Source organism: Exiguobacterium acetylicum DSM 20416 (genome assembly GCF_000702605.1).
In the GTDB taxonomy this organism is placed as follows: domain Bacteria; phylum Bacillota; class Bacilli; order Exiguobacteriales; family Exiguobacteriaceae; genus Exiguobacterium_A; species Exiguobacterium_A acetylicum.
Map to the genome: position 1 here is coordinate 1,352,640 of NZ_JNIR01000001.1, position 26,823 is coordinate 1,379,462.

21 protein-coding genes and 1 tRNA gene are annotated in these 26,823 nt (G+C 47.5%); all 22 read right to left on the bottom strand.

What is annotated here, in order from left to right; genetic code table 11:
• Positions 1-57: 57 nt before the first annotated feature.
• Positions 58-501: an Rrf2 family transcriptional regulator gene (locus P401_RS0107440; RefSeq protein WP_029341926.1), complete on the bottom strand. Its 444-nt coding sequence runs from the start codon at positions 499-501 to the stop codon at positions 58-60.
• Between the two features lie 217 nt (positions 502-718).
• Positions 719-1,615 carry a glycerophosphodiester phosphodiesterase gene (locus P401_RS0107445; protein WP_029341927.1) on the bottom strand — a complete coding sequence of 299 codons (897 nt, stop codon included), beginning with the start codon at positions 1,613-1,615 and terminating at the stop codon, positions 719-721.
• Positions 1,616-1,766: 151 nt separating this feature from the next.
• Positions 1,767-3,029 carry a 2-oxoglutarate dehydrogenase complex dihydrolipoyllysine-residue succinyltransferase gene (gene odhB / locus P401_RS0107450; RefSeq protein ID WP_029341928.1) on the bottom strand — a complete coding sequence of 421 codons (1,263 nt, stop codon included), beginning with the start codon at positions 3,027-3,029 and terminating at the stop codon, positions 1,767-1,769.
• A gap of 35 nt (positions 3,030-3,064) precedes the next feature.
• On the bottom strand, positions 3,065-5,905 hold the full coding sequence (locus P401_RS0107455; RefSeq protein WP_029341929.1) for a 2-oxoglutarate dehydrogenase E1 component: 2,841 nt from the start codon (positions 5,903-5,905) through the stop codon (positions 3,065-3,067).
• A gap of 312 nt (positions 5,906-6,217) precedes the next feature.
• Positions 6,218-6,946 carry an amino acid ABC transporter ATP-binding protein gene (locus tag P401_RS0107460; protein WP_023468549.1) on the bottom strand — a complete coding sequence of 243 codons (729 nt, stop codon included), beginning with the start codon at positions 6,944-6,946 and terminating at the stop codon, positions 6,218-6,220.
• A complete protein-coding gene (locus tag P401_RS0107465; RefSeq protein ID WP_023468550.1) occupies positions 6,943-7,587 on the bottom strand; it encodes an amino acid ABC transporter permease in 645 nt (214 codons plus the stop codon). The genes P401_RS0107460 and P401_RS0107465 overlap by 4 nt, the downstream gene beginning before the upstream one ends.
• A gap of 31 nt (positions 7,588-7,618) precedes the next feature.
• The gene (locus P401_RS0107470; RefSeq protein WP_023468551.1) at positions 7,619-8,386 is read right to left on the bottom strand and encodes a transporter substrate-binding domain-containing protein; all 768 of its coding nucleotides are present in this window, start codon (positions 8,384-8,386) and stop codon (positions 7,619-7,621) included.
• 202 nt (positions 8,387-8,588) lie between these two features.
• Positions 8,589-8,672, bottom strand: a tRNA-Leu gene (locus tag P401_RS0107475).
• Between the two features lie 42 nt (positions 8,673-8,714).
• On the bottom strand, positions 8,715-9,647 hold the full coding sequence (locus tag P401_RS0107480) for an alpha/beta hydrolase (RefSeq protein ID WP_029341930.1): 933 nt from the start codon (positions 9,645-9,647) through the stop codon (positions 8,715-8,717).
• A gap of 21 nt (positions 9,648-9,668) precedes the next feature.
• Positions 9,669-10,010 carry a hypothetical protein gene (locus tag P401_RS0107485; RefSeq protein WP_023468553.1) on the bottom strand — a complete coding sequence of 114 codons (342 nt, stop codon included), beginning with the start codon at positions 10,008-10,010 and terminating at the stop codon, positions 9,669-9,671.
• A gap of 15 nt (positions 10,011-10,025) precedes the next feature.
• Entirely contained in the window at positions 10,026-11,036 is a 1,011-nt protein-coding gene (locus P401_RS0107490) for a S66 family peptidase (RefSeq protein ID WP_029341931.1), read from the bottom strand.
• Between the two features lie 187 nt (positions 11,037-11,223).
• Entirely contained in the window at positions 11,224-11,586 is a 363-nt protein-coding gene (locus P401_RS0107495) for a DUF779 domain-containing protein (protein WP_029341932.1), read from the bottom strand.
• A gap of 22 nt (positions 11,587-11,608) precedes the next feature.
• Positions 11,609-13,129: an aldehyde dehydrogenase gene (gene adh, locus P401_RS0107500; RefSeq protein ID WP_029341933.1), complete on the bottom strand. Its 1,521-nt coding sequence runs from the start codon at positions 13,127-13,129 to the stop codon at positions 11,609-11,611.
• 193 nt (positions 13,130-13,322) lie between these two features.
• Positions 13,323-13,847 carry a TraR/DksA C4-type zinc finger protein gene (locus tag P401_RS0107505; RefSeq protein WP_029341934.1) on the bottom strand — a complete coding sequence of 175 codons (525 nt, stop codon included), beginning with the start codon at positions 13,845-13,847 and terminating at the stop codon, positions 13,323-13,325.
• A gap of 68 nt (positions 13,848-13,915) precedes the next feature.
• Entirely contained in the window at positions 13,916-14,713 is a 798-nt protein-coding gene (locus P401_RS0107510) for a hypothetical protein (RefSeq protein ID WP_029341935.1), read from the bottom strand.
• 243 nt (positions 14,714-14,956) lie between these two features.
• The gene (locus P401_RS0107515; protein ID WP_029341936.1) at positions 14,957-16,099 is read right to left on the bottom strand and encodes a mannitol-1-phosphate 5-dehydrogenase; all 1,143 of its coding nucleotides are present in this window, start codon (positions 16,097-16,099) and stop codon (positions 14,957-14,959) included.
• Between the two features lie 2 nt (positions 16,100-16,101).
• Positions 16,102-16,539, bottom strand: a complete 438-nt coding sequence (locus P401_RS0107520) for a PTS sugar transporter subunit IIA (RefSeq protein WP_236627092.1) — start codon at positions 16,537-16,539, stop codon at positions 16,102-16,104.
• Between the two features lie 34 nt (positions 16,540-16,573).
• On the bottom strand, positions 16,574-18,004 hold the full coding sequence (locus tag P401_RS0107525; RefSeq protein ID WP_029341938.1) for a PTS mannitol transporter subunit IICB: 1,431 nt from the start codon (positions 18,002-18,004) through the stop codon (positions 16,574-16,576).
• Between the two features lie 192 nt (positions 18,005-18,196).
• Positions 18,197-20,209: a BglG family transcription antiterminator gene (locus P401_RS0107530; RefSeq protein ID WP_029341939.1), complete on the bottom strand. Its 2,013-nt coding sequence runs from the start codon at positions 20,207-20,209 to the stop codon at positions 18,197-18,199.
• Complete coding sequence (locus tag P401_RS0107535) at positions 20,202-20,495, bottom strand: PTS sugar transporter subunit IIB (RefSeq protein ID WP_029341940.1); 294 nt, start codon at positions 20,493-20,495, stop codon at positions 20,202-20,204. Before P401_RS0107535 ends, P401_RS0107530 begins: the two co-directional genes overlap by 8 nt.
• 158 nt (positions 20,496-20,653) lie before the next feature.
• A complete protein-coding gene (locus tag P401_RS0107540; protein ID WP_029341941.1) occupies positions 20,654-22,120 on the bottom strand; it encodes a glutamate synthase subunit beta in 1,467 nt (488 codons plus the stop codon).
• Complete coding sequence (gene gltB / locus P401_RS0107545; protein WP_029341942.1) at positions 22,117-26,589, bottom strand: glutamate synthase large subunit; 4,473 nt, start codon at positions 26,587-26,589, stop codon at positions 22,117-22,119. Before gltB ends, P401_RS0107540 begins: the two co-directional genes overlap by 4 nt.
• Between the last annotated feature and the right edge of the window lie 234 nt (positions 26,590-26,823).

Here is a 26,823-nt window from a genome sequence, read left to right on the forward strand (position 1 = left end):
ATTGTCTCAAAATTTTAGGTTAGCCCACTTCCATTCACGGAAGCGAGGGTTTTTTGATTAAGAACGCTGTAAAGGTGAGGCAGCAAACAAGAGTGCCAACTCATCACGATTACCCAGCAATTCTTCTAATGTATGCTGTTCCAGTTCCCGGATAAAAGCTCGAAGCGCTCGTCCGAGCACACCTTTTAGACGACATCCTGGTTCGATGACACAATGACCGTTGCTTCCAAAACACTCAACGATATCCATCGGTTCCATCTCCCGAACGACTTTACCGATGTTGATGTCTTTTGGATCACGAATCAAACGGAGTCCGCCTGACCGACCTCTTGTTGATTCGACATAGCCAAGTTTCGCTAACTGTTGTGTCACCTTCATTAAATGGTTGGATGAGATGCCATAATGATTTGCAATCTGCGGCATTGGTGTGATGACATCCCGGTGCACCCCGAGGTACATCAACACACGTAATCCATAATCCGTATACTGTGTAATTCTCACGATCCTCACTCCATTCCTTCCCAAAACTGCACTGTTATCGTACCATGAAATACGAAACTGACTACATTGTTTTGTCTCATGATTCGAAATTCTGATAAACCTCTATAGGGTTTACGTATGGAATGAAATATTGGATTTAAAATACGAGTTTTAAAAACAAAAAAACTATTCCTCCTTTCCTGTTCGAAAGAAGAAATAGTACTATTTCCTTTTTACCTTATTTTTTGTACAGTCCTTTCACGACATCATTAAAACGGTCGGCATAGTTCGTAAAGACTCCCGTGACACCATAATCAAGCATACGAACCATATCCGCTTTTTCATTCACTGTGTACGGGTGAAGTAACAAATCATGCGCCCGAATTGCTGCGACGTTCTCACGTGTCAATGCTTTGAAGGAAGGACCGACACTGACCGCATACTGGCGGATTGCTGTTAATCGATCATCCGTCATTGCCTTGACTTCATTTGCTTCCATCAACTGAACCAAGGGAACGTTCGGGTCGATGGCTCTGACTTTTTGAAGACTCGCTTCACTAAACGACTGAATCAAGACTTGTCCTGATTTGACCTTGTTACTCGACAATCCGTTCTGCTTTAGTACGTCGAGCAATTTCTGTTCCATTCCCGGGTACACTTCCGGTGATTTCGTCTCGATGTAGTAATTCGCATGCTTCCCATACTTACTCAAGACTTCTTGAAGCGTCGGAACTTTCAAACCGACATACGATTTTTTCGCAAGGGTCGGGTTCGCTTCATTGAACCAGCTACCGGCATCAAGTTTCTTGATTTCAGCAAGCGTTTTATCTTTGACGGCACCCGTTCCGTTCGTCGTCCGATCAACCGTTTCATCGTGCATCGCAATCAATTGACCGTCTTTTGTCATCTGTAAATCAATTTCGATGTAATCTGCTTTGAATGTCTTATGTCCCATTTCATAAGCTGGCATCGTATGCTCTGGCGCGTATCCCGAAGCTCCGCGGTGAGCAACATTGATGATTCGATTTGGATCGAGTAACGATGTTCCTTTTGAATGTGCGCTGACATCTTCTGTCGGAAGACCTGTGCTTAATACGGCTCCTGCTACCATCGTCAATCCAAATTGTTTCAACATAATCAATTCCCCCTTGAAATATTCTTACAACACTTATCCTAAATCGTATGTATGAAGCTGATATAGAGATGATGTAAATGTCGTTTCGTGTTTTGATGACAAAGTGATATCAACAAAAAAAGACCCGCATCTAAAACGGGTCTTTTAATGATTACGCTTCGAAAATCAATGACTCTGGATCTTCAAGGAGATCTTTAATGTGCTTCAAGAACGTAACAGCTTCTTTTCCATCAACGATTCGGTGATCGTATGAGAGTGCGACATACATCATCGGACGGTTTTCCATGCGTTCAGCATCAATCGCTACAGGACGTAAGTTGATTGCGTGCATTCCGAGAATCGCGACTTGTGGACCGTTTAAAATCGGTGTCGACATGAGTGAACCGAACGTACCACCATTCGTGATCGTGAACGTACCACCCGTCAAATCAGATAGACCGAGTTTGTTATCGCGCGCCTTGACCGCTAATTGAATGATGTCTTTTTCAATCTCAGCAAAGTTCTTTTTGTCCGCATCACGCACGACTGGAACGACGAGACCATCTGGTGCTGAAACGGCAATACCGATATCGTAGAATTTCTTCAGGACGATTTCGTCGCCTTGAATCTCAGCATTCAAGTATGGCATCTTTTTAAGTGCTGCGACTGCTGCTTTCGTAAAGAATGACATGAAGCCAAGTTTGACTTCGTTTTCTTTCACGAATTTCTCTTGGCGACGTTTACGCAGTGCCATGACCGCTGACATATCGATCTCATTAAATGTTGTCAACATTGCTGCCGTTTGCTGAACTTCAACGAGTCGGTTCGCAATCGTCTTGCGACGGCGTGACATCTTGATTCGCTCTTCCGGTTTCCCAGGAGCGGCTGCAGATGCTGGTGCTGGTGCCGGTGTAGCGGGTTTCGTAGGAGCCGGTTTTGCTTGCTCACGTGGTGCTACTTCAAACGTCGCGACGTCTTGCACACGGATACGACCAAGTGGATCTTGCGTCGCCACTTGTGCTAAATCAATTCCTTTTTCACGAGCCAGTTTACGGGCAGCAGGTGAAGCAATCGGACGATCCGCAACAGATGTACTTTCAGTCGCTGCCACAGCCACCGGTTGTTCCGCTTTTTCTTCTGCTTTTGGTGTCTCTTTTGGAGTTTCTTGTACTGGTTCTGCCACAGCCGGTTTTGGAGCCTCGCCACCAGCAGAGATGACAGCAATCGTTTCCCCGACGCGAACTGTATCTCCTTCAGCAGCCATCACTTCCGTCAACGTACCTGCTTCATCTGACGGTACTTCGATATTGACTTTATCTGTCTCGAGCTCAACGATGGCTTCTCCTTTTTCAACGTGATCACCTGGTTGTTTCAACCAAGACGCCACCGTTCCTTCTGTGATTGATTCGGCAAGTTCTGGTACTTTGATTTCCATCGTATTCTCCCCCTATGACTCGATTCTATCTTAAGTTATGATGTGTGATTTGATACGTGTGATGGTGCTGTTGGAGTAGAAGCAGTCGCTGTGAGTGCATCATTGATGATACGTGCCTGCTCTACTTTATGACCTGACGGGTCACCTTCTGCTGTACTTGAACGGCGACGACGACCGATGTAACGGACGGTTTGAATACCGTTCGGCGCAACTGTCTCAAGCCGCGGTTCCATGAAGGACCACGCCCCCATGTTTTTCGGTTCTTCTTGCACCCAGACCATCTCTTCGACGGATTCATAGCGCGCGATGACTTCTTGTAAGGCTTTCGCCGGGAATGGATACAACTCCTCGACACGAACGATTTGTAGCCAATCGAGATTCTCATCTGATTTTGAAACGGCTTCAGCTAGATCGATTGCCATCTTACCAGAACAGAACACAAGACGTTTAACACGATCTGGTGCTTCGCCAAGTCCAGCTTGTTCGATGACACGGCGGAAACTACCTTCCGTCAACTCAGAGACATCGGATGTTGCAAGCGGATGACGTAAGAGACTCTTCGGTGTCATGACGACGAGCGGTCGGACTTCCTCTTTCCCGAGAATCGCTGCTTGTCGGCGCAATAAGTGGAAGTACTGGGCAGCACTCGATACGTTCGCGACCGTCCAGTTTTTCTCACCCGATAACGTCAAGAAGCGTTCTAAACGACCACTCGAGTGTTCTGGTCCTTGCCCCTCATAACCATGTGGGAGCAACATGACGAGACCTGACGTTTGTCCCCATTTCGCGCGGCTAGCTGAGATGAACTGGTCGAAGATGACTTGACCTGAGTTCGCAAAGTCCCCATATTGCGCTTCCCATAATACGAGCGTTTCCGGAGCGAAGACGTTATAACCGTATTCAAAACCAAGTACACCTGCTTCAGACAACGGACTGTTGTAGACCGAGAATGATGCAGTTGCCGTTGATAAGGCATGGAGTGGCGAGAAGCCTTCTCCTGTTTTCACATCATGAAGATTAATGTTCCGTTGTGCGAACGTTCCTCGTTCAGAATCTTGACCGCTCAAGCGGATGGGTATTCCATCTGAGAGAATCGAAGCGAACGCCAATGTTTCGGCATGTCCCCAGTCAATTCCGTTCTTTGTCGAGAACGCATCCGTCCGGCGCTTCAGGACCTTCTCAAGTTTATGGAACACCTGGAAGCCATCCGGCCACTGTAATAATTCTTCGTTGTACGCTGTTAGTGTTTCGATCGAGACCCCTGTCTCGATTGTCGGTACGCCTTTAAAGACGACATCCGGCATGACCCCACCATACTCTTTCTCGACGTTCGGTACTTTCTCTCGAGCCGCTTTCATCTGATCATTGATCGATGTTTCAATCGATTGAATTTCGTCAGCTGTCGCATCCCCATTCGCGACAAGCGTTTTCCCGTACAAGACACGAATTGGATCATGTTTATGAATCAAATCATATAAGACCGGGTTCGTATTCATCGGTTCATCCATTTCGTTATGACCAAAACGACGGTATCCGATTAAATCAATCATGACATCCTTCTTAAACGTTGCCCGGTACTCGCTCGCGAGTAACGCGACAGCGAGACAGCTTTCCGGCTCATCTGCGTTGACGTGGAAGACTGGGATCTCATACCCTTTGGTAAGATCACTCGAGTAACGCGTCGAACGGGAGTCCGTCGGCTCCGTTGTGAAGCCGATCGTGTTATTCGCGATGATATGAATCGTTCCGCCGGTGTTATATCCTTTGAGATTCGCTAAATTCAACGTTTCAGCCACGATTCCTTGACCTGGGAACGCTGCATCCCCGTGAATGAGGATCGCAGCAGCAGCTGCTTGCTCTTGGCGTGGTGCCCCTTTTTGTGAGCGATCATCTTGTGCCGCACGTGTGAAGCCTTCAACGACTGGGTCGACGAACTCAAGGTGCGACGGATTGTTTGCAAGCGTCATCCGGACGTTACGTGTCTCTTGCTCGAGTTTTCGGTTTAAACCGAGGTGATACTTCACGTCGCCTGCCAAACCGTACGTGATCCCAATCGAGCCTTCAGATGGAACGAGATCATGGTTCGGTGCATGTTGGAACTCAGCAAAGATCATTTCATATGGCTTCCCGAGTACGTGCGCCAAAACGTTCAACCGTCCACGGTGTGCCATTCCGATATTGATCGTCTCCGACCCGTTCGAGATGAGGTGTCCGACGATCGTGTCGAGCAATGGCACCATTGCGTCAAGTCCCTCAATCGAGAACCGCTTTTGACCGACATATGTTTTGTGCAAGTATTTTTCGAAAAGGTCCGTTTCAGCCAAGCGTTTGAATAACTGTTTCTTTTGTTCAGCATCTAGCGTCGCTGTCAAAGCACCTTGCTCGATTTTTTGACGGAGCCATTTCTTTTCATCGAGATCGTCGACATGCTGGAACTCAACAGCGGCTGCTCCCGTGTACTGTGCCTTTAAATGTTCGATGCCTTCATACGCGTCCTGTATACCAGTTGGTGGTTCAGGGCAGACGAGTGAGACTGGCATTTTCCGAAGATCTGCCTCTGTCAATCCGTACTGACTCAATTCGAATAATCCTGTTTCTCGCGGATGGTCCTTCAGCGGATAGATATCCGCCGCAAGATGTCCTTTTGCACGAATTTGTTCCGCTAAACGATTCGCCGCAAGATATTTTTCGAAATCTCCTGTCTCGACTTGCATCGGTACGACTGGTTCCGTCACGGGTGCACCATGCTCTTCGAAATACGCACGTGTCTCCTCATCAACGGATGTCTTGTCTTCTAAAAAACGCTCGTACAATTCAATAATGTAGCCAAGGTTTGGTCCATAAAATGCTTGTTGATCTTGCTCGTGGCCTGCCATGTACGGTTCCCCCCGTTTCTATATTTCTCCCCACACATCCAGTGGATACTCGATGTGTTTCCAGCCCTCTACCTGTTAGCGCTTTCAAAAGGAATTGCATGAATAAAACGCTGAACGTCATGAGAAGGAATGACCGTGTCATTCTTCCATGAAAGTGCCTTCGTTACTATATTACTACTCTTTTCCTATGTGTGCATTTCGAATTCCCAAATTCTCACGCTTAAATGTATAAGTTTTTCTTATGACCACTTGCCTAGTTATTTATGATTCGTCAAAAAACCGGCGTATCCGCATTTAGATACGCCGGTCTCATCATAAGACTTTACTAAGGAACGATTGCGTCCGTTCGTGTTGTGGAGAATCAAATAATGCTTGTGGTACGTTCTCTTCGACGATATAACCACCATCCATGAATAAGACGCGATCTCCAACCTCTCGAGCAAATCCCATCTCATGGGTCACGACGACCATCGTCATGCCTTCAAGAGCAAGTTGTTTCATGACGGCAAGCACGTCACCTACCATTTCCGGGTCAAGTGCTGACGTTGGCTCATCAAACAACATGATTTTCGGATTCATTGCAAGCGCGCGGGCAATCGCGACCCGTTGTTTTTGACCACCAGATAATTCACCTGGATAATTATCCGCTTTTTCACGTAATCCGACTTTATCAAGGAGTTCAAGTGCCCGCTGTTTCGCCTGTTCTTTATCCGATTTACGTACTTTGATCGGTGCGAGCGTGACGTTTTCTAACACAGTTTTATGCGGGAAGAGATTAAAATGTTGAAAGACCATCCCTACTTCTTCCCGGACCTTGTTAATATCGACCTTTGGACTCGTAATGTCGAAATCATCGACAATGACCGTGCCACCTGTAATCTCTTCCAATCGATTCAAACAGCGTAAAAACGTACTTTTCCCAGATCCCGACGGACCGATGACACAGACGACTTCTTTTTCGGCAATCGAGACGTTGATGTCTTTTAAGACTTCATTCGAACCGAAGGATTTCTTTAGATTCTTTACTTCAATGATACTCATCGTAATGTAAACCTCCGTTCCAAGAACTTCGCCACTAAGGACAAGAGATAAATGATGACGAAGTACATCAATCCGACGACGGACCAGACGATGAATGGTTCAAACGTCGTTGACTGCTGTACTTGACCTTGTTGCGTCAAGTCAGCGATGCCGATAATCGACAACAACGATGTATCTTTTAAGCTAATGATCGATTGGTTCGTAATCGTTGGTAACATCCGCCGGAATGCTTGCGGTAAGATGATCTGCACCATCGTTTGACGCCCTGTCATCCCGAGTGAACGTGCAGCTTCTGTTTGTCCTTTATCAATCGATTGGATACCAGCTCGAATGATCTCTGCAAAATAAGCACCGGCATTGATTGCGACCGTCAGTATCCCTGCATACATCCGGTCCATCGATAACCATTCGAGCGAGTTAAGTCCAAAATAGATGAAGAATAACTGAACGATGAACGGCGTTCCGCGAATGACATCAATATAGACAATCGCGATCCCGTTTAAGATTTTTGATGGTGATAAGCGCATCAATGCGACGACTAAGCCAATCAGAAAGCCGACGATGACCGCGATGATGAAAATATACAATGTGACTTGAAGCCCTTCCAAGAAAAATGGAAATGCGGTTTTGACCACTTCCATTGGCTATCCCACTCCCTTATTGCCTTGCGACTTATTTCAGATACGTATCAACGATTTTATCGTATTCACCGTTTTCTTTTAGATTCGCAAGTCCTTTGTTGATTTTCTTCATCAGATCCTCGTTCTCACCTTTTAAGACAGCGATTCCGTAATTGTCCCCGTTGAGACGGTCTCCGACAAGTTTTAATCCAAGGTTTTGTTGTTTGTTTGCATATGAGATGACAGGATAATCTTCAATCAAGGCTGCTGCGTTACCGTTCTTCACTTCTTGGAACATCGCTGGGCTGTCATTGAACTGTGTGACTGTGAAGCCAAGCTTATCTGCGTTATCCGTTGCATATTTCGCACCCGTCGTTCCCTTTTTGACGGCTACTTTTTTCCCTTTTAAATCGTTGACGGATTTAATACCATTCTCATCTTCTTTGACGACTAAAATAAGACCAGCTTTGAAGTATGGATCTGAGAATGTGACGACTTTCTTCCGTTCTGGCGTAATACTCATACCGGCAATGGCAACGTCCAATTGATTGGCTTGAAGTGCCGGAATGATACCGCTAAAGTCCATTGCTTCAAATTGAATCTTGAAGTTCTGATCCTTCGCGATTGCTTTCATGAGATCAATGTCGATTCCCTTGTACGTATCCCCATCTTTATATTCAAATGGTGGGTACGTGACGTCAATGCCGACCTTATACGTCTTTCCTTCTGACGACTCTTCTTCTTTCGAACCGATGCTACATGCACCAAGCACGAGAACACAGCTCATCAAGAGCGCTAGCAAGATACTCCCTTTTTTCATGTTTGTTTCCCCTCTCCTATGTGTTAAAGATTGTTTACTCTACTTAGTACTTTCCCTGAAGAGTACCCTCTTTAAAACGTATTTTACCAGAAAAATTCTAAAAAGATAAACTTTTCTGAATTTTTATTCGTTGAAACCGTTTTCTATTCATCATCAAAAAAGAAGGCAACCCCTTGCTGGGATTGCCTCCTTCAATCATTTATGCCGCCGAGAGGACTTGAACCTCCACGGTGTTGCCACCACTAGATTCTGAGTCTAGCGCGTCTACCAGTTCCGCCACGACGACGTTGATTTATGATATTAATATAGCGGGTAACGAACTGAGTTGTCAATCATTTCGCAAGATGTTGCGAACGAACTTCTCGACGACATCATCATACAATGCCGGATCCTCAAAATAGGCCATCGCGTGAGCGGCATTCGGAATGACGACGAGCTCTTTTTCTGTTGGACAAGCTTCATACAGCTCATATACCATATCTGTCGGTACAAACGTATCTGCCCCACCATGGATGAACAAAATTGGTACCTGTGCTTTTTTGACTTGTTTCAGCGCTGATGCTTCACGGAACGTATAACCTGCCTTTAGCTTCGTCAATACGCTCGTCATACCTAAAAACGGGAAATGTGGTAGTCGATACATCCGCTTCATCTGATACGCAAGTACAGCATTGACGGACGTATAGGCACAATCAGAAATGATTCCTTTGATCTGTGGTGGGAGTTGCTCGCCACTCGTCATCAATACGGTCGCCCCTCCCATCGACACCCCATGCAAGAACAGTTTCGCATCCTGTCCAATCCGTTCAATCAGATAGTTCGACCAACTGAGACAATCTTCCCGATCATGCCATCCGAATCCGATATAGTGACCGTCACTCATTCCGTGTCCTCGATTATCCGGCATCATGACATGAAAACCGGCCTGATGGTACAGATAGGCGAATCCGGCTAAATCCGTTCCGACGCCTCCGTATCCGTGCACGAGAATGACAATCCGATCTGATGGAACAGGAGACGGAAGGAAGTGCCCGCGTAACGTCAAACCATCTTTCGCTTCAATCTCGATCCGCTCGAGCGGCTGCTCCTTGATCCAGGTCTGTCCAGGTTGCATCAATCGGACCATCTCATCACTCAAATCCCGATTATTCGATAAGAAAGGCTTCGGATTCGTGGCGATTGCCATCTCATAAAAATAATAACTCGCTGCTACTAATCCGGATCCGATGACTCCGATTCCAATTTTTGTTCTGCGACGCATCTGCCCCACTCCTTCTTTCAGTTATAGCTCGATCTTCAGTTGAGCAGCATGGTCATCCTCTTCATCCTGCAAGACTTGTTGACGTAATCGTTGTTCTTGTTGCTGACGCCGGTAGGCAAACTCTTGGACAAGCTCTGTACCCGTGAACCCATCTTCTACGAGTTCGCTCAATAAATCCGTTTCTGTCTCGACGACCTCGCCCGGACGTCGCATGACGAGAACATCTCCGACTTGTGCAATCAGCAATTCATCTTCTAGACGAAGTGCATCGTAAAATGGTTCCGGTAACGTCATTCGACGTGTCTCCGGATTGATATGGACGCGTTTATAAACGCCTAATGCTTGAAACTTACGACGTGCCATTGCGTGCTCTCCTTTTTAGTTGAACGTCAGATCGATTCGTGAATCTTTTCCTTGAATACGAACCGTACCCGTCGCTCCATTGATTAACGTCAACTGTGGCGGCTGATGACCGATGTCAAGATCATATAAGACTGGTAAGCCCGTTTCATCTGCTAGATACTGATACACGTCTAGCCATGTCAGATCTTCTGTGATCCTTGCAGACGTACGACCGAATAAAAAGCCAGCCGCATGGTCAAACCATCCTGCATACGCCATTTGTCGAAGTGTCCGGTGCACCTCTGCTGAACTCGCTTCAGACACCTCGAAGTACCAGAGTATCGGTTCTCCGTTGATTTCTTCACGCTGGAAACGCTGTACATCTCCGTACGGTGTCCCAATCAGATGGCGAATCGTCTCAAGACACCCACCAAGTATCCGTCCGGTCACTTCTTTTCGCTCATCAAGTGCTTTCCATTCGGTCGCTTCCGTCAGTTGAAATAACGAACCTGCTGGACGTTCTTGGTCTGTCCACTCGGATTGATAACGATCGGAAGCCCACTGTGTGACGGTTCCTCCAGTTGGCGTTGCGAGCACCCGTCGCCAGGCACTTGTCGTCTCGTCCCATTCTTCACTTCGAAGCTCAACGAAATTCGGACCATGTGCTGTCGCCATCCCCGTCTGAAGCGTCAGACTGAGCAATAACGTACTGATATCGGAATAGCCAAGCAACCATTTCGGTCGGTACGTAGCTAGCGCCAACTCGGGTAAAAGATCAATGGCGCGTTCCCCACCAAATGGCGGGATAACGGCATCAATCGTCTCATCCGTCATCATCTGATTCAATTCTTCGGCGCGTTGTTTAACCGGCGCACTCGCAGCAAGTTGATGCGACCAAATCGTTTCGCCCAAACGGACGTTCATTTGCCGTGCTTGTACTTGTTCAACTGCTCGTTCGACCCATTCCTGTTGCTGTTCACGTAATCCGGAGGAGGGCGCCGTCACTCCGATCGTTTGACCTGTCCAACCTAAAAATGGATATTTCATGGTGACCCCCTATAATGCCATAGTGTGAAACTATCTTCTCGTCAAAATATGAGTTCATTATACCGTTCTTATGCCGCATTACCAACTTTTATCCTGTTAGAACGTCGTGATACGAACAAAAAACACGATTCCGCACAAGCGACCTGAATGAACAAGTCACCTCGACGAAATCGTGTTTGAATCTTTTTTAACTTGATGCTGATAGTTCAGCATATTCCTCTTGCGTGAACGCACGGGAGCGTGTCAAAAAACGTTTCCCTTCGATACCCTCAAGAGAGAACATTCCGCCTCGACCATTCACGACATCAATGATGAGTTGCGTATGTTTCCAGTACTCATATTGATCTTCATGAATATAAAACGGACAACCACCGATCTCTCCTAGTTTTTTATCCTGATCCCCTAGAAATAGATCACCCTGCGCAAAACACATCGGGGAACTGCCATCGCAACAACCACCAGATTGATGAAACATCAACGGACCGTGCTTTTCTCTCAACTGGTCGATTAACTCTAAACAAGCTGCTGTCGCCTGAACACGTTCCACCATTTGCATCCACGTCCTTTCCGACTTAGAAGAAACCGAGTTTATTCGGGTTATAGCTAACGAGTAGGTTTTTCGTCCGTTGGTAATGGTTAAGCATCATCTTATGGTTTTCGCGTCCGATACCCGACATTTTGTAACCACCAAATGCCGCGTGAGCTGGATATTGGTGATAACAGTTCGTCCAGACGCGTCCTGCTTCGATCGCACGACCAAACCGGTACGCACGGTTCATATCGCGCGTCCAAACACCGGCACCAAGACCGTACAACGTATCATTCGCAATTTCGAGCGCTTCTTCTTCCGTCTTGAAGGTCGTGACCGACAAGACCGGTCCGAAAATTTCTTCTTGGAAGATTCGCATCTTGTTATGCCCTTTAAAGATCGTTGGTTGGATGTAATATCCTTCTGCGAGATCCCCTTCGAGCATGTTACGCTCTCCACCGACGAGACACTCTGCGCCTTCAGATTTCCCGATTTCAAGATATGAAAGGATTTTCTCCATCTGTTCGTTCGAAGCTTGAGCCCCCATCATGACGTCCGAATCAAGAGGATTTCCGATCTTGATGGCTTTGACGCGCTCAAGAACACGTTCCATGAACGGCTCGTAAATTGATTCTTGAATCAAGGCACGCGACGGACACGTACAGACTTCTCCTTGGTTCAATGCAAACATCAGTAATCCTTCGATTGCTTTATCGAAGAAGGCATCATCTGCCTGCATGATATCTTCGAAGAAGATGTTCGGTGATTTCCCACCAAGCTCGAGTGTGACCGGAATCAGGTTCTGTGATGCGTACTGCATGATCAAACGTCCTGTCGTCGTCTCACCCGTAAAGGCGATTTTGGCGATTCGTTTGCTTGAAGCGAGTGGTTTCCCTGCCTCAAGACCAAATCCATTGACGATGTTAAGAACACCTGGTGGAAGTAAGTCTTCGATGAGTTCAACGAGTACCATGATGCTCGCTGGTGTTTGTTCTGCTGGTTTTAAGACCACACAGTTTCCTGCCGCGAGAGCTGGTGCTAATTTCCAGACAGCCATTAAAAGCGGGAAGTTCCACGGAATGATTTGACCGACGACGCCAAGTGGCTCATGGAAGTGATACGCGACCGTATCTTGGTCAAGTTCACCGACCGAACCTTCTTGGGCACGGATGACGCCGGCGAAATAGCGGAAGTGATCAATTGCAAGCGGTAAATCCGCGTTGAGTGTCTCACGGACCGCTTTCCCGTTCTCAAGTGTCTCTGCATAAGCGAGCATCTCAAGGTTTTCTTCCATCCGATTCGCGATTTTATTTAAAATGTTTGAACGTTCCGTTACAGAGGTCTTCCCCCATGCTTCTTTTGCGGCATGCGCTGCGTCAAGAGCCAGTTCGATGTCTTCCTTACCGGAACGAGCGACTTGGCACAATACTTTACCGGTGACAGGTGTTACATTATCAAAATATTCTCCCCCGACAGGTGCCGTCCACTTTCCATTGATGTAATTTTCATACCGTTCCTTGTACTGTACTTTTGACCCTTGCTTGTTCGGAATGTCATAAATCATGCGTTACTTCCTCCCTCAACTAAAATGGTCAAGCAGTGAGACGGATGCTTGTATGCGCTTACATTTTAATATAGGCTAAAACAGCCCTCTCGATACCATCGTACCAAAATTATATGAAAAGTCAAAAAATTCCGGTAAATATCTGTGATTTTTTTCGAAAAAAACATCTCCGTTTTCAGGAGATGTTTTACGATCAAGACCGTGTCGGGTCAATCCCGTCTTCTTGGTCAGACGGTGTATCGGAACTACCAAAGTCACTCACTTTCGAGAAACCGTCCGTATCACCGTCGATGTCTTTTCCGCGGGCTGTGACCGATGGATCAAGTACATCTTCTTCGCTTGGTCGTGAATTCGGATCGTTCTCATTTTGTGCAGCTTCTTCTTTAGCATGCTCGATACATAATAACGTCTCCGGAATGATATCAAGACGTTCAATCTCAATCTCTTTTCCGCATACTTCACAAATCCCGTACGTTCCGTCTTCAATCGCTTTAAGAGCACGATCCACATCCGACAGCATGTCTTCTTGCATATCCGTGATCGCTTGATCGCGTTCCCGCAAGAACAGTTCATCGCCGGAATCGGCAGGATGATTATCGTAACTCGACAATTCACCTTCATCGTAATCGGTATCGCGTTGTTCGATGTTTGATGTCGTCTTCTCTTTTTCCTTTAATAACCGTTGCTTGAATTCTTCCGTCTGTTGTTTAGATAACATGATTGTTCGACTCCCCTTCGTTAGTACCTCTGTTAAGAATGTAGCCTATTCGGAGAAGAGTTAAACCATCAGGAACATTTGTAAGAACGAATCGATCCGTGAAGATCGCAGATGACCGTCATACATTCATTTCCATCATTAAAGCAAATCTGATGCGACCGTCCGTTTTTGGATGTCGTGATATCGTCAATCCACAGTTGCGAAGCATCTGCCGAAGACAACATGGCGATTTTGTCGCGAATCATGAATAAATCAAACGGTAACAGATTCAAGGATTGAATCGTTAAACCGTGCTTCCGGAAAAGTGGATCAAGCTGATATTGCGAGAGACTATACAAACACTTCTCCGCCCCACCAATCAACAACTGAATCGAATGGGAGGGTTCATGACTATCGATTCGCTCCTTATGGAGGATGATTCGTCCTCGAACACCAGATTCATTGAAAATCCGTTGCGTATCCTCTTGTGAAAGACGTGGTCCACCATCTTTGACCTTTAGAACGATGTGAGCGAATTCTGCGAAATCTGGTTTTCCAATTTCAAGCGCCGGGATATGACGGACTTCTTCACGTTCAATGATTTCAATCAAGTCACGCTCGACTTGGACACTGACCGTATCTGTTGAAAAGACACGGACGTCGATCACGAATTGATCGAGTACCGCATTTACTTCGATCGTGTATGTTAAATCAAGGTTTTTTTCTTGTTCAACCAACAATCGATTCAAGATAAGTTGATGCAATAAATGGACTGGTGTGCGTGAAGAAAATTGACTCGAATAAATCAAATGCTTCGGTCCGGTTCCTTTTGTTGCTTTTGGTCGTGCTCCGTTTAATCTATATACGTTTACTTTATAATTCAACATATGATCACCTTCTCTTACCTGAAAAATCGGAATAGAGATGTTCCGTTCATATAGCGTACAATGTATTTTAATCACTAAATATTCGTTTTCGAATATTCCAAATTTAATATACAAATTGTAATCAAATTGTGATAGAAGATTCTTAAAAACAGATCTTTTCTATGATACCATTTCGCATTAAAGTCAAAAAAAAACACCTTCCACAAGATGTGAAAGGTGTTTGACACACAAGAGTATTCTTTCTTAAGCAATCGAATTGACTTGTTGTTGCATTGCTTCATAATGTTCGATGATTCGAGATCCAAGTGGATCCGTTGCTGACAGTTGTAGATATGCGTTCAGCGCATCTTCGATTCCATGTTTTATAATATACGCATTTAATTCTGAAGATTCTGAATCATCCGGGTCGAAATAGGTTAGGGCTGCTGCGATGCCGCGTGCTAATCCATCTGCTTCGATGCCGCGTTCCATCAATTCTTTCGCTGGTTTAACGAGTCGGTCGCTTGGACTCAGTTTACGAATCGGTGAACGAGCAACCCGAATGATTTCATCATGAATCCGCGGGTTTTCAAATCGTTTCATATTCTTTTGGATATACGCACTATGGTCGACTGGGTTAAAGCCGTACTTTTCAAGTAACAACCACCCTGTTTCGTAAAGTGCTGTCTGGACACCACGACGGATGCGTGGATCTGTTAAACTTTCAGCGATCGTCTCTTTTTGGAACAATGCTCCGAGGTACGATGCGATCGCATGTCCTGTGTTGACGGTGAACAGTTTCCGCTCGATGAACGGTTCAATGTTCTCGACATAGGTGACGCCTTCGATCCGTGGATAGGCTTCCGGTAATCCAGTCGTCTCGATCACCCATTCGAAGAATTCTTCCACTTCGACGTATAACGGGTCTTCATGATGTTGAAGCGGCACGATCCGGTCAACCGCCGCATTTGGGAAATACCAGTTCTCCTCTAACGGCTGATGTTTCGCCACCTCTGCTTGCAAGTGTTTTGACCCACCAATCATGTTTTCACATGCAATGACGTAGACAGGTGCCTGTTGATCACGTTGACGTAACCCTTCCGCAATCAATGGAGCGACTTTCGACAACAAGGTAGGTCCGACGGCCGTCGTAATGACATCCGCTTCCCGAATCACGTCGATGACTTGTTCTGCTTCAGATATACTGTTGAGCGCCGTCACGCCGTCGACGCGCTCACGCCCTCCCTGTTCAGAGGCATAACCGACTTCATAGGTATGTCGTGCTTTTAATGCATCGACGACCGTCGTATTGACATCTACGAAACAGACTTCGTAACCCGTCTTAACGAGTTGTAAGCCGATGAACCCACGTCCGATGTTACCGGCACCAAAATGAATGGCTTTCATGCTTACACCTCCGCTGTCAATAAGGCGATGATTTCTTCTTTGGATGTCGCTTTCACAATACGCTCGACGTTCTCCTCATCAGAGCAAATGACCGCGATATTCGATAGCAACTCGAGGTGTTCGTCACCGACACCAGCGATGCCGATGACGAGTCGTGCTTGTTCCGTTCCGAACGCTACGCCTTGCGGTACTTGTAGAATCGAAAGTCCTGTCTTCTTGACCTGCGATTTAGCTGACTCTGTTCCGTGGGGAATCGCGACATGGTTGCCAATATAGACCGTCGATAAAGCATGACGCTCCTGCATTGAGTCGATGTAACCGGCTTCGACATATCCGTGATCGACGAGGAGTTGACCGGCAGCCGTAATGGCTGCCGTCTCGTCTGCGAATTGTTGGTCAAGTAATACGAGTTCCGGTGAAAGGTTCATTGTCGTTGTCATGTTTATTCCTCCTTGAGTGTCTCTATCTTTATCTTTAAGAAATTTTATTCCGTGCTGTTTCGATCTCATGGACGAGTTGGTCATAATAACCGGCATTCAGGAAGTTATCGACTGACCGATGTTCTGCCGTTGGTACCTGTTCCATCGCCCGCTCCGTCAAATCACGATGCGTAATGATCAGTTCAGCGTTTTGCGGCAGTTGGCTGATCGACGTATTCGTTACCTTGATCGGTAACCCCGCCTTATTGATTTTATTGCGAAGGACGGATGCTCCCATCGCACTCGATCCCATACCAGCGTCACAAGCGAAAATGATATGTTCGACTTCCGCAAGTGGTTTGGCATCAGCTGAAACGAGTGTCGAAGCAATCGATTGTTTTCCTTTCATCGCACTGACGTTCGCGCTTGCTTCTTCGAGTGATGTCTCTTTTGCTTTGCTTGTCTTCAGCAGGACAGTCGATACAACGAATGTCACGGACGCTGACACAAGGACACCGGCGATCAATCCGATGTAAGAGCCGCGGGATGCCATCGCAAGGACAGCGATGATACTACCTGGTGAAGCAGGTGCGACTAAACCAACATCAAATAAGACGAATGTGAGGATTCCACTCATACCACCTGCGATCATCGCAAGCAACAAGACCGGCTTCATCAAGACATACGGGAAGTAGATTTCGTGAATCCCACCAATGAATTGAATGAACGCAGCGCCCGGTGCTGTTTTCTTCGCTGCACCAGAACCGAAGAACGAGTAAGCGAGTAACAATCCGAGACCCGGACCCGGGTTGGCTTCGAGTAAGAACAGTACCGATTTCCCTGCTTCATTCACTTGGTCGAGACCAAGCGGACTTAAGATACCGTGGTTGATTGCATTGTTTAAGAACAAGATTTTTGCTGGTTCAATGAACAAACTGGCTAGTGGTAGCAAATGTGCACTGACGATTGCACCAACTGCTGCCGCCATGATGTCGTCGAGACCTGTCATGAGTGGTCCGAATACTTTGAATCCACCGAGCATCAACAAGCCACCGATGATTCCGACCGAGAAGTTATTGACGAGCATCTCGAGACCTGGTTTGACTTTTCCTTCGATGAGATGATCAAACTTTTTGATGACGTATCCGCCAAGTGGTCCCATGATCATGGCACCAAGGAACATCGGAATCTCTGTTCCGACGATGACCCCCATCGTCGCGAGCGTCCCGACGACGCCCCCTCTGACGTCATGCATTAACTTTCCGCCTGTGTATCCGATCAGCAATGGTAAGAGATAGGTGATCGTCGGACCGACGAGTTCACCGAGTTCCTTGTTCGGTGCCCACCCAGTCGGGATGAACAGTGCCGTGATGATCCCCCATGCGATGAATGCACCGATGTTCGGCATGACCATACCGCTTAAAAAGCTTCCGAACCGTTGAACTTGAACACGGATGCCCCGTGCTCCATTTTGAGCTGTCGCCATTGCGTTAGCCTCCATTTCGTGTATGAGTTGATATGATGATTGCGTTGCTATGCCCTTATTGTAAGAGCACTGCAAGCGCTTACTCAATCTTTCCTAGTTCAGTCTTTGTCCAAGAAGTTGGACAGACCGGAAAGAAGCCTGCCTGACGTGAAAAAATCCCTGTCACTTCAGGAATGGAGTGACAGGGATTTTTCAAGTGTGACCAAGGAATTGATCAATGACCGTTCGAAACGTCCGATTTATAAGCAGACGAATCGTCTGTTCCTCCCCGAACTCGAATTGATCCATTTGTTCAGGGCTCTCGATGATTGCGGCACTGATCGAACTGAGTAATTCAAGCAGTTCATTCGAGGTCTCTTCCGGTGCGACCAAGACGAGGAGCCGTTCGACGGATTGTGACTGTTGATCCATTCCGAGTAAGTCGATCGGTTCAGGCAATTCAAAGATGAGGAATCCCCCTCGTTGGATCGTCGCATCGCGTCCGTGAAACAGCGCAAGCCGTGTTCCCGGAATACCGAGACCTGACATCTCATGACGACGCAACAATTGTGTCGAGAGTGATACTGCTGATTTCGCTAATCCTTGGTCGACCATGCGCGTACTGATCTCAAACAATAGCGATTCAATCCCATCGCCTACTCGCTCTAACCGTCCCATTCGGAATCCGTCCGATACTTGAATGGACGACGCAACGAGCCGATGCAATTGCTCAAGATCAAGCCATTCCGTTTTCGTCTTTCGCGGTGCCGGCTGAAAGGATTTAGGCAAGGCGAGAATTAATTTCCGGATCCGTTCGACCTCATCCTGAGGAAGCAACGGGTTGACAAGAAGATGTGGTGGGCGGATGTCAGGTAACGGTACAGTCGACAAAACGAAGTCGTACGAGTCGATCGGTAATCGTTCGATACCAAACAGCGACGAGTTATCGATATGCTCGAGTTCAGCGAATTCTTGACGCAACCGATTCATCAGTAACTTTGAGGAACCAAGTCCAGCAGAGCAGACGACTAATACGCGATAAGGTAGTTTCGGTGTCGGTTTGCTGAGAACGGCCCCGAAATGCATGACCCAAAATGCTAAATCCACGTCTTCAAATGTCGCATCGGTGAAGATCGATAGCGCTGCTTGTTTGACCGCATCAAACAAACGTGGATATTCTCGTTCAATTTGTTTGATGACATAGGACGGATTGACGCTATTTTGACGCGTATACGATTGAATATGCGAGACGAGTCCGCGTTCTAGCGCAAGGTCCTTCGTAAAGTTCGTTCCGTATAATAAGGAGACATGTTCAATCAATCGTTTTACACGAAGGCGTGTGACGAGTTCCTCCGTATCTCCTGCGTCCGATTGAAAGAACGCGCGCAACTCTTCTGATAACCATTGACGTTCGGAAATCGACAATGTTTCAGGTAATCGCTCTTCGACGCGTTCCACCCATTTGAGGATTTCGACCGGATACGCTTTTAACTCATATCGCATTGGAAACGGATCTTTGCGCAACGCTTGTAAAGCTAAGCTGAGTGTCGCGCGCATGATTTGTCGATCATTGAGACGCCCTTCTTTCGTCAATGGCGCAATGACCGCGTACGCTTGATTGATCATCTCAAGCCAGGATGTTCGGTTCATGCGTAACAGATGGGGTAACTGATCGGCGTCTCCTTGTAACAATCGATAGAAAGCGAGAACATCCCATTGCGTAAAGATCAATGAGATCAATAAGCGTCGTTTGTTGATCTCTTCACCGATTATTTCGGCACCAATGCCTTTTTTGCGTTTGATTTCAAGGTCATATTGCAGAAACCACTCATCGATTCGCTCTAAATCCTGGCTGACCGTGCTCGGTGCCACATACATCGCATGGGCGATTGCCTGTAATTTGACCATCCCGTTTTCTTGCAGTAGCCGATACGCTAACTCGACTTGGCGATCTTCAGCGTTCGGTAATTGTTTATGTGACAACAAGAGTTGGTCCCGTAATACATGTTTGGCTTCGTCTGTTCCTTCAATTAAGAGGCCTCTGCCGCGGACATATGTCAAACGCAAGTCATGATCTTCTAAAGATTGGGCAAGACGATCGCGTTCACGTTGAATCGTTCGTTCCGATGTCTCGAGCGTTTCCGCGATCTCTTGTATTTGAACAGGTTCTTCGCGTGATAAGAGGAAAAATAAGATATCATGTTCCCGTGGTGTAAATTCAGTCATGCAGCCTCACTCTTTTCTGCCAAGATTCGAGGACGACGTCATATGCAGTCGGATCAAGAATCCGATCGACGGGATGAACAGAACAATGTGCTTTCCATACATGTCGATGGACGAGTTGTGCTTCTCCGACGATAAAAGATGCCTGATCAGGTAGTTCTGCGATCCGACATGTCTTGACGTCCGTTGTAATATCGCATTCAAGTAAGCGCCTTCTTAAAATTATAGCCCCCATAATACTACTCGCCATTCCACTCTCGCATACGAAATAGATGATTTCTGGATTCATCCGTCATACCTCCTCTTCATTTTATAAGAATAGCAGAAATATTTTCGGTGTTTCACCTTGAAACAAAATCAATAGTTATTTTCGAACTGGCAGATTTCTTTGCCAAACACAAAAAAGCCTGGATTTCTGATGATGCCAGAAAATCCAGACCATGTGATTTAGCCGGTTTGTTGCATTGCTTTTAAATATTGTCCAACAGCTTCCGCCACTTCACGACCCTCGCGAATCGCCCAGACGATCAGTGATTGACCCCGTCTTGCGTCACCTGCGGCAAATACGCCTGGTCGGTTCGTCGCGTAACGCGTCGTCTTGATTTTTCCTCGTTCCGAGGCGACCGCTAAATGTTCGAGTACATTCTCTTCGACGCCACTGAATCCGATGGCGATCCAGACTTGATCGACCGGGAAGTAACGATCGCTCCCTTCAATTTCCTCGAAGATCACTGCTCCCGATTCATTTTTTGTTTTCGTTGTCTGAATCGTCCAGACACCGGTGACTTGCCCCAATTCACTTGTCGTAAACCGCTTGATGGCGATCAAATATTCACGGGGATCCCGACCGAACTGTTGCAATGCTTCCGCATAGCCGTAATCAATAGAGTAAAGCAACGGTGTATCCGGCCACATGTTTCCTGTTGCGCGTGTCGTACCTGGTTGTTCATGTTTACCGAATTGGACGACGGAGCGGCAACGTTGACGAAGCGCCGTCGCTACACAGTCCGCTCCTGTATCGCCTCCACCGATGACGAGAATATCTTTATCTTTCGCGTCATGTTCAGGAGACAACGGTTCTTGCGAGAGCACGTGACGCGTCACTCCGGTCAGATAATCCATCGCATAACCGACACCACGAGTTGGTGCATCCGTCAATTTGCGCGGTTCCGTCGCGCCGACACACAGGATCACCGCGTCGTATTCTGCTTCAAGTGTCTCTAGTGTGACGTCTGCGCCGATCGTGACATTCGTCCGGAAGTGGATCCCTTCCGCTTCAAGCAAATCAACACGGCGCTGTACGACCTCTTTATCGAGTTTCATCGCTGGTATACCGTACGTCAATAGACCGCCAATCCGATCTTCCCGCTCAAAGACCGTCACTTGGTGACCGGCTTGATTCAGCTGATCGGCAGCCGCAAGACCGGCAGGACCAGATCCAACGATGGCAATCGAGCGTGTCGATCGTCTTGCTGGAATTCGGGGCACGACCCATCCTTTTTCAAAGCCGATGTCGATGATCGTCCGTTCGATATCTTTGATCGCGACCGCGGGTTCATGAATCGACAACGTACACGATCCTTCACATGGCGCTGGGCAGACGCGACCCGTGAATTCCGGGAAATTGTTCGTCTCAAGAAGGCGATCCAGTGCCTCTTGAAAACGTCCTTCTTCTACGAGCAAGTTCCATTCTGGAATCAAGTTATAGACTGGACAACCAATCTTCACTTGATCAAATACTTCCCCTACATGGCAAAACGGGGTGCCACAATCCATACATCGACTTGCTTGTTGACTCGCTTCTGCTTCCGTCAAAGCCGTCTTATATTCTTTATAATCACCCACCCGTTCGCTTGGATGTCGTTCCGTCCCACCCGAACGAGCAACTGTCATGAATTGATCGCGTCGTTTCATCGTACCCCTCCTGTTCTGCGCCCTAGATGTGTCTCGAATGCGAGCAACATCGCTTCTTCGGTGTTGTGTCCTTGTTTTGCGAAATCAGCCATCAACGTCGTCACTTTCTCATACGTCGAAGGAATGACGCGGATGAACGAATGAATGACATGATCCCAGTTCGCCAGAATCGCATCGCCCTGTTCACTTCCCGTCCGTGCGACGTGACGTTCGATGAACGTCTTGAGTCGCGCAATCTCTTCGACATGCGTGACAGGTCCCGTCGAAACGAGTTCGCGGTTGACGCGCTGTAAAAATTGTTCAGGATTACGCGGCAAGACATAGGCGACACCACCTGACATACCAGCAGCAAAGTTTTTCCCGACATCTCCAAGGACGACGACGGATCCACCGGTCATATACTCGAGTCCATGGTTGCCGATTCCTTCAACGACGGCGACGGCTCCACTATTTCGAACGGCAAATCGCTCACCTGCTTGACCGTTAACATAGAGTTCTCCACTCGTCGCTCCGTAAAGCGCAACGTTACCGATGATCGCTTGATCGGACGAAACGAACGAAATCGAACGTGGCGGATGAACGGCGATGATACCTCCGGACAATCCTTTCCCAACGTAATCATTCGCTTCTCCCGTGACATCAAGCGTTATGCCACGTGGTAAATAAGCGCCTAAACTTTGTCCGGCAGATCCATTTAGTTCGAGTTTCAATCGATCCGTCGGGAGACCCAGTGCCCCAAACCGTCTGGTCAGCATAGCACCTGTCTGCGTTCCGATCGCCCGGTCTGTATTTTGAATCGTTAACCGTAGCGTCTGAGGCTGACTGAAATCTGCCGCCTCTAAATACGGCGAGATTTCACGAGCGTCAAAGGAACGCTCGACATGATGCTGTTGTTGTTCAGCCGGACCGTGTGTCACATGGACGAGGAGACGCGAAAAATCAAGACTCTTCGCTTTCCAATGCGTCCGTTGTCGCTCCGATGGTTCGAGTAAATCCGTCCGACCTACAAGATCTTGCAGTCGTCTTACACCGAGTTTCGCTAAATGTTCTCGTACTTCCTCAGCGATGAACGTCATGAAATGGACGACGTCATCGGCAGATCCTATGAATTTCTTACGGAGCTCTGGATCCTGTGTCGCAACACCAACAGGACACGTATCGAGATGACACGCACGCATCATGATACATCCGACGGCAATGAGCGGTGCTGTCGCAAAACCATACTCATTCGCTCCTAACATCGCAGCGAGGATGACGTCGCGACCGGTCAATAGCTTTCCATCGGTTTCAAGAACGACACGCTCGCGTAACCCGTTTAATGTCAAGGTTTGATGGGTCTCAGCTAGACCAAGTTCCCATGGTAGTCCGGCATGTTGAATACTCGTCTTCGGCGAGGCGCCTGTACCTCCGTCATGTCCACTGATGACGATGACATCTGCAAGCCCCTTCGCAACTCCAGCCGCAATCGTTCCAACGCCACCTTTTGCGACAAGTTTGACGCTAATCCGAGCTTGATCGTTCGCACGTTTTAAGTCATGAATCAACTGTGCCAAATCTTCAATCGAATAGATATCGTGATGTGGAGGTGGGGAAATCAATCCAACACCCGGTGTCGATGCACGCACTCGCGCGATCCACGGATAGACCTTTTCACCAGGTAATTGACCGCCTTCACCAGGTTTCGCACCTTGTGCCACCTTGATTTGTAATTCGTCCGCGTGAACGAGGTAATGACTCGTCACCCCAAAACGACCAGAAGCGATCTGTTTGATCCGACTCATCCGGAAGTCACCATTTTCATCGCGCTCGTATCGTTCCTCCTCTTCACCGCCTTCACCACTATTACTTTTGCCACCTAAGCGGTTCATCGCGATCGCAAGCGTCTCGTGCGCTTCTTTTGATAAAGAGCCGTATGACATCGCACCCGTCTTAAAGTACTTGACGATTTCGCTGACAGGCTCGACTTCTTCGATTGGGATTGCCGTCGTCTCCTTGAATGTCAACAGATGTCGTAGCACCGTTGCCGGTTCCTCCTGAATGCGTTGTGCATACTTTTGATAGAGTCGGTAATCATTCGTCCGGCATGCGTGTTGCAACAAATGAATCGTTGCTGGGTTAAAGGCATGATGTTCTCCTGCTTGACGATACCGGAAGACACTGCCGGACTCCAGATGAATTCGATCGCCAGCAATCAGTTGTGCTCGTCGGACTTCTTCTTCCATCAGTTCAAGCGTCATCCCGCTCAATTGAGAGACCGTACCAGTGAAATGCTGCTCGATGACGGCGCGGTCGATTCCGACTGCTTCAAAGATTTGCGCCCCCCGGTAGCTGAAGACCGTCGAAATGCCCATCTTCGACATGACTTTGACGACGCCTTCCGTAACTGCTTTTTGGTAACGTTTGTCTACATCCATAAAACGATCCCCTACCGCTTCTTCAAGCGTCGCATACGCCAGGTACGGATAAATCGCATCCGCTCCGTATCCGATCAACGTCGCGACATGGTGGACTTCACGAATTTCTCCACCTTCAACGATTAAGCTGAGATTTGTACGTAATCCCTTACGGATCAGAGCATGATGAATCGCACTCGTCACTAAGAGGATTGGCATCGGCAATGTGCCGGGGCGTACGAGGCGATCCGATAACGTCAATAATTCATATCCGTTTCGTGCAGCGGTTACAGCCTCATCAACGATCATGCCGAGCGCTTCTTCAAGTGAATCGGTGAACGTCGCCGAAATCGTTTTTTGCTTGAGCCCACAATGTTTGAGCGCATGGGCTTCGTCTGGTCTTAGAATCGGCGTCTCTAAGCGAACACGACGACAGTTCGCACGGTTCGGCGTCAGCAGCTCCCCTTGTCGACCTAACCATGTTAGCGTCGAGGTGACGATCTCTTCGCGTAACGCGTCGATCGGTGGATTCGTGACTTGAGCGAACAGCTGTTTGAAATAACGGAACAAGGATTGAGGGCGTTCACTTAAGACCGCTAGCGGTATATCCGTCCCCATCGCGCCTAACGGATCCTTTTGTTCTTCGACGAGCGGTATCAGGTATTGATCGATATCTTCACGGGTATACCCGAAGTGTCGTTGTTTCGTACCAAGATCGACGAGCGTTTCCTTAAAGTCGTTACTTGAGAGGGACACGACTTCTTGAGCGAGCCACTCCGCGTAGGGGTGCCGTGTCGCTAGCTCCCGCTTGATTTCTTCATCTGCAATCAACTGACCGGACGCAAAATCGAGTAAAAGCAGTTCACCCGGTGCTAATCGTTTTTTGTACAGAATGTCTTGTTCACGAAGAGGGAGTACTCCTGCTTCTGACGACAACATGAAGTGACCATCGCGTAATAGAACATATCGCGCCGGGCGTAGACCATTTCGGTCAAGCGTCGCACCAATCTGTTTCCCGTTCGTAAAGACGATGGCAGACGGACCATCCCATGGTTCCATCATGCTGCTGTGGTACTCATAATACGCGCGCTTCGCCGGTCTGATTTCGGCATGTTCGAATGGTTCCGGTACGAGCATCAGTGCTGTCTCAGCAAGCGATAGACCTGACAGATGAAGAAACTCAAACGCATTATCAAGCATAGATGAGTCGCTACCCGTCTCATCTAGAATCGGTAACACTTCTTCTGCCCGATTGCCGTATGTCGTCTCAGCCAGTCGACTTTCGCGACCGCGCATTGCCCGGATGTTCCCTTGTAATGTATTGATTTCGCCATTGTGAATCAAATAACGGTTCGGATGGGCACGTTTCCAGCTTGGGAACGTATTCGTACTAAAACGCGAATGCACGATACCAAATCCTGATTGATAGCGCTCGTCTCGTAAGTCATCGAAATACGCGCGCAATTGATCCGTCGTCACAAGTCCTTTGTAAACGATTGTTTCACTTGAGCTACTGAGGACGTATTGTTCAAGACCGAGTTGTTCTGATTCACGCTCAAACGCTCGTCGAATCAAAAAGAGCGTTCGTTCGAATGTCAATCCTTCCATCGCCTGTGCACCAATGAAGCATTGACGAATGACTGGCTCCGTGCTGCGTGCACCCGATCCAAGCACTTCGGACTGAACAGGTACGGTTCGCCATCCCAATACGTCTTGTCCTTCCGTCAAAATGATTGACTCTAACGTTCGCTCGAGTCGCATCCGTTCCCGTTCCTCACGTGGTAAGAACATCATGAAAACGCCATAATCCCCTTTTTTAGGGAAGGAAATGTGACGAACTGTTTCACGAAACAACCGATCTGGTAATTGCGTTAAAATACCCGCTCCGTCTCCCGTCTTCGCATCGCTTCCTTGTCCACCACGGTGTTCCATTTGACAAAGCATGGCCAATGCATGTTCAACGATTTCATGACTCGCTCGTCCTGTTTGATGTGCGTAAACCCCGATCCCGCACGCATCATGTTCCATACGAGGGTCGTATAATCCCTGCTGTTCAGGGTATTGATGAAATGTCATAGTAGCACTCTCCTTGCCTTCTTAATTTTCTGTATATTCAGTTAAATTATACTTTACACCCTTTTATGTTTATTCGCTACTATGCATAATCACCATTTCGCGCAACCTCTGAAGCCATAATTACCATATATCAACATTGATAACGCTTACATAAACTTGGATATTCATTCAATATTTTTTTTGGCTGATTTCTACACTTTGTGCGCGTATTACTTTGCCCGAACATATGATTCC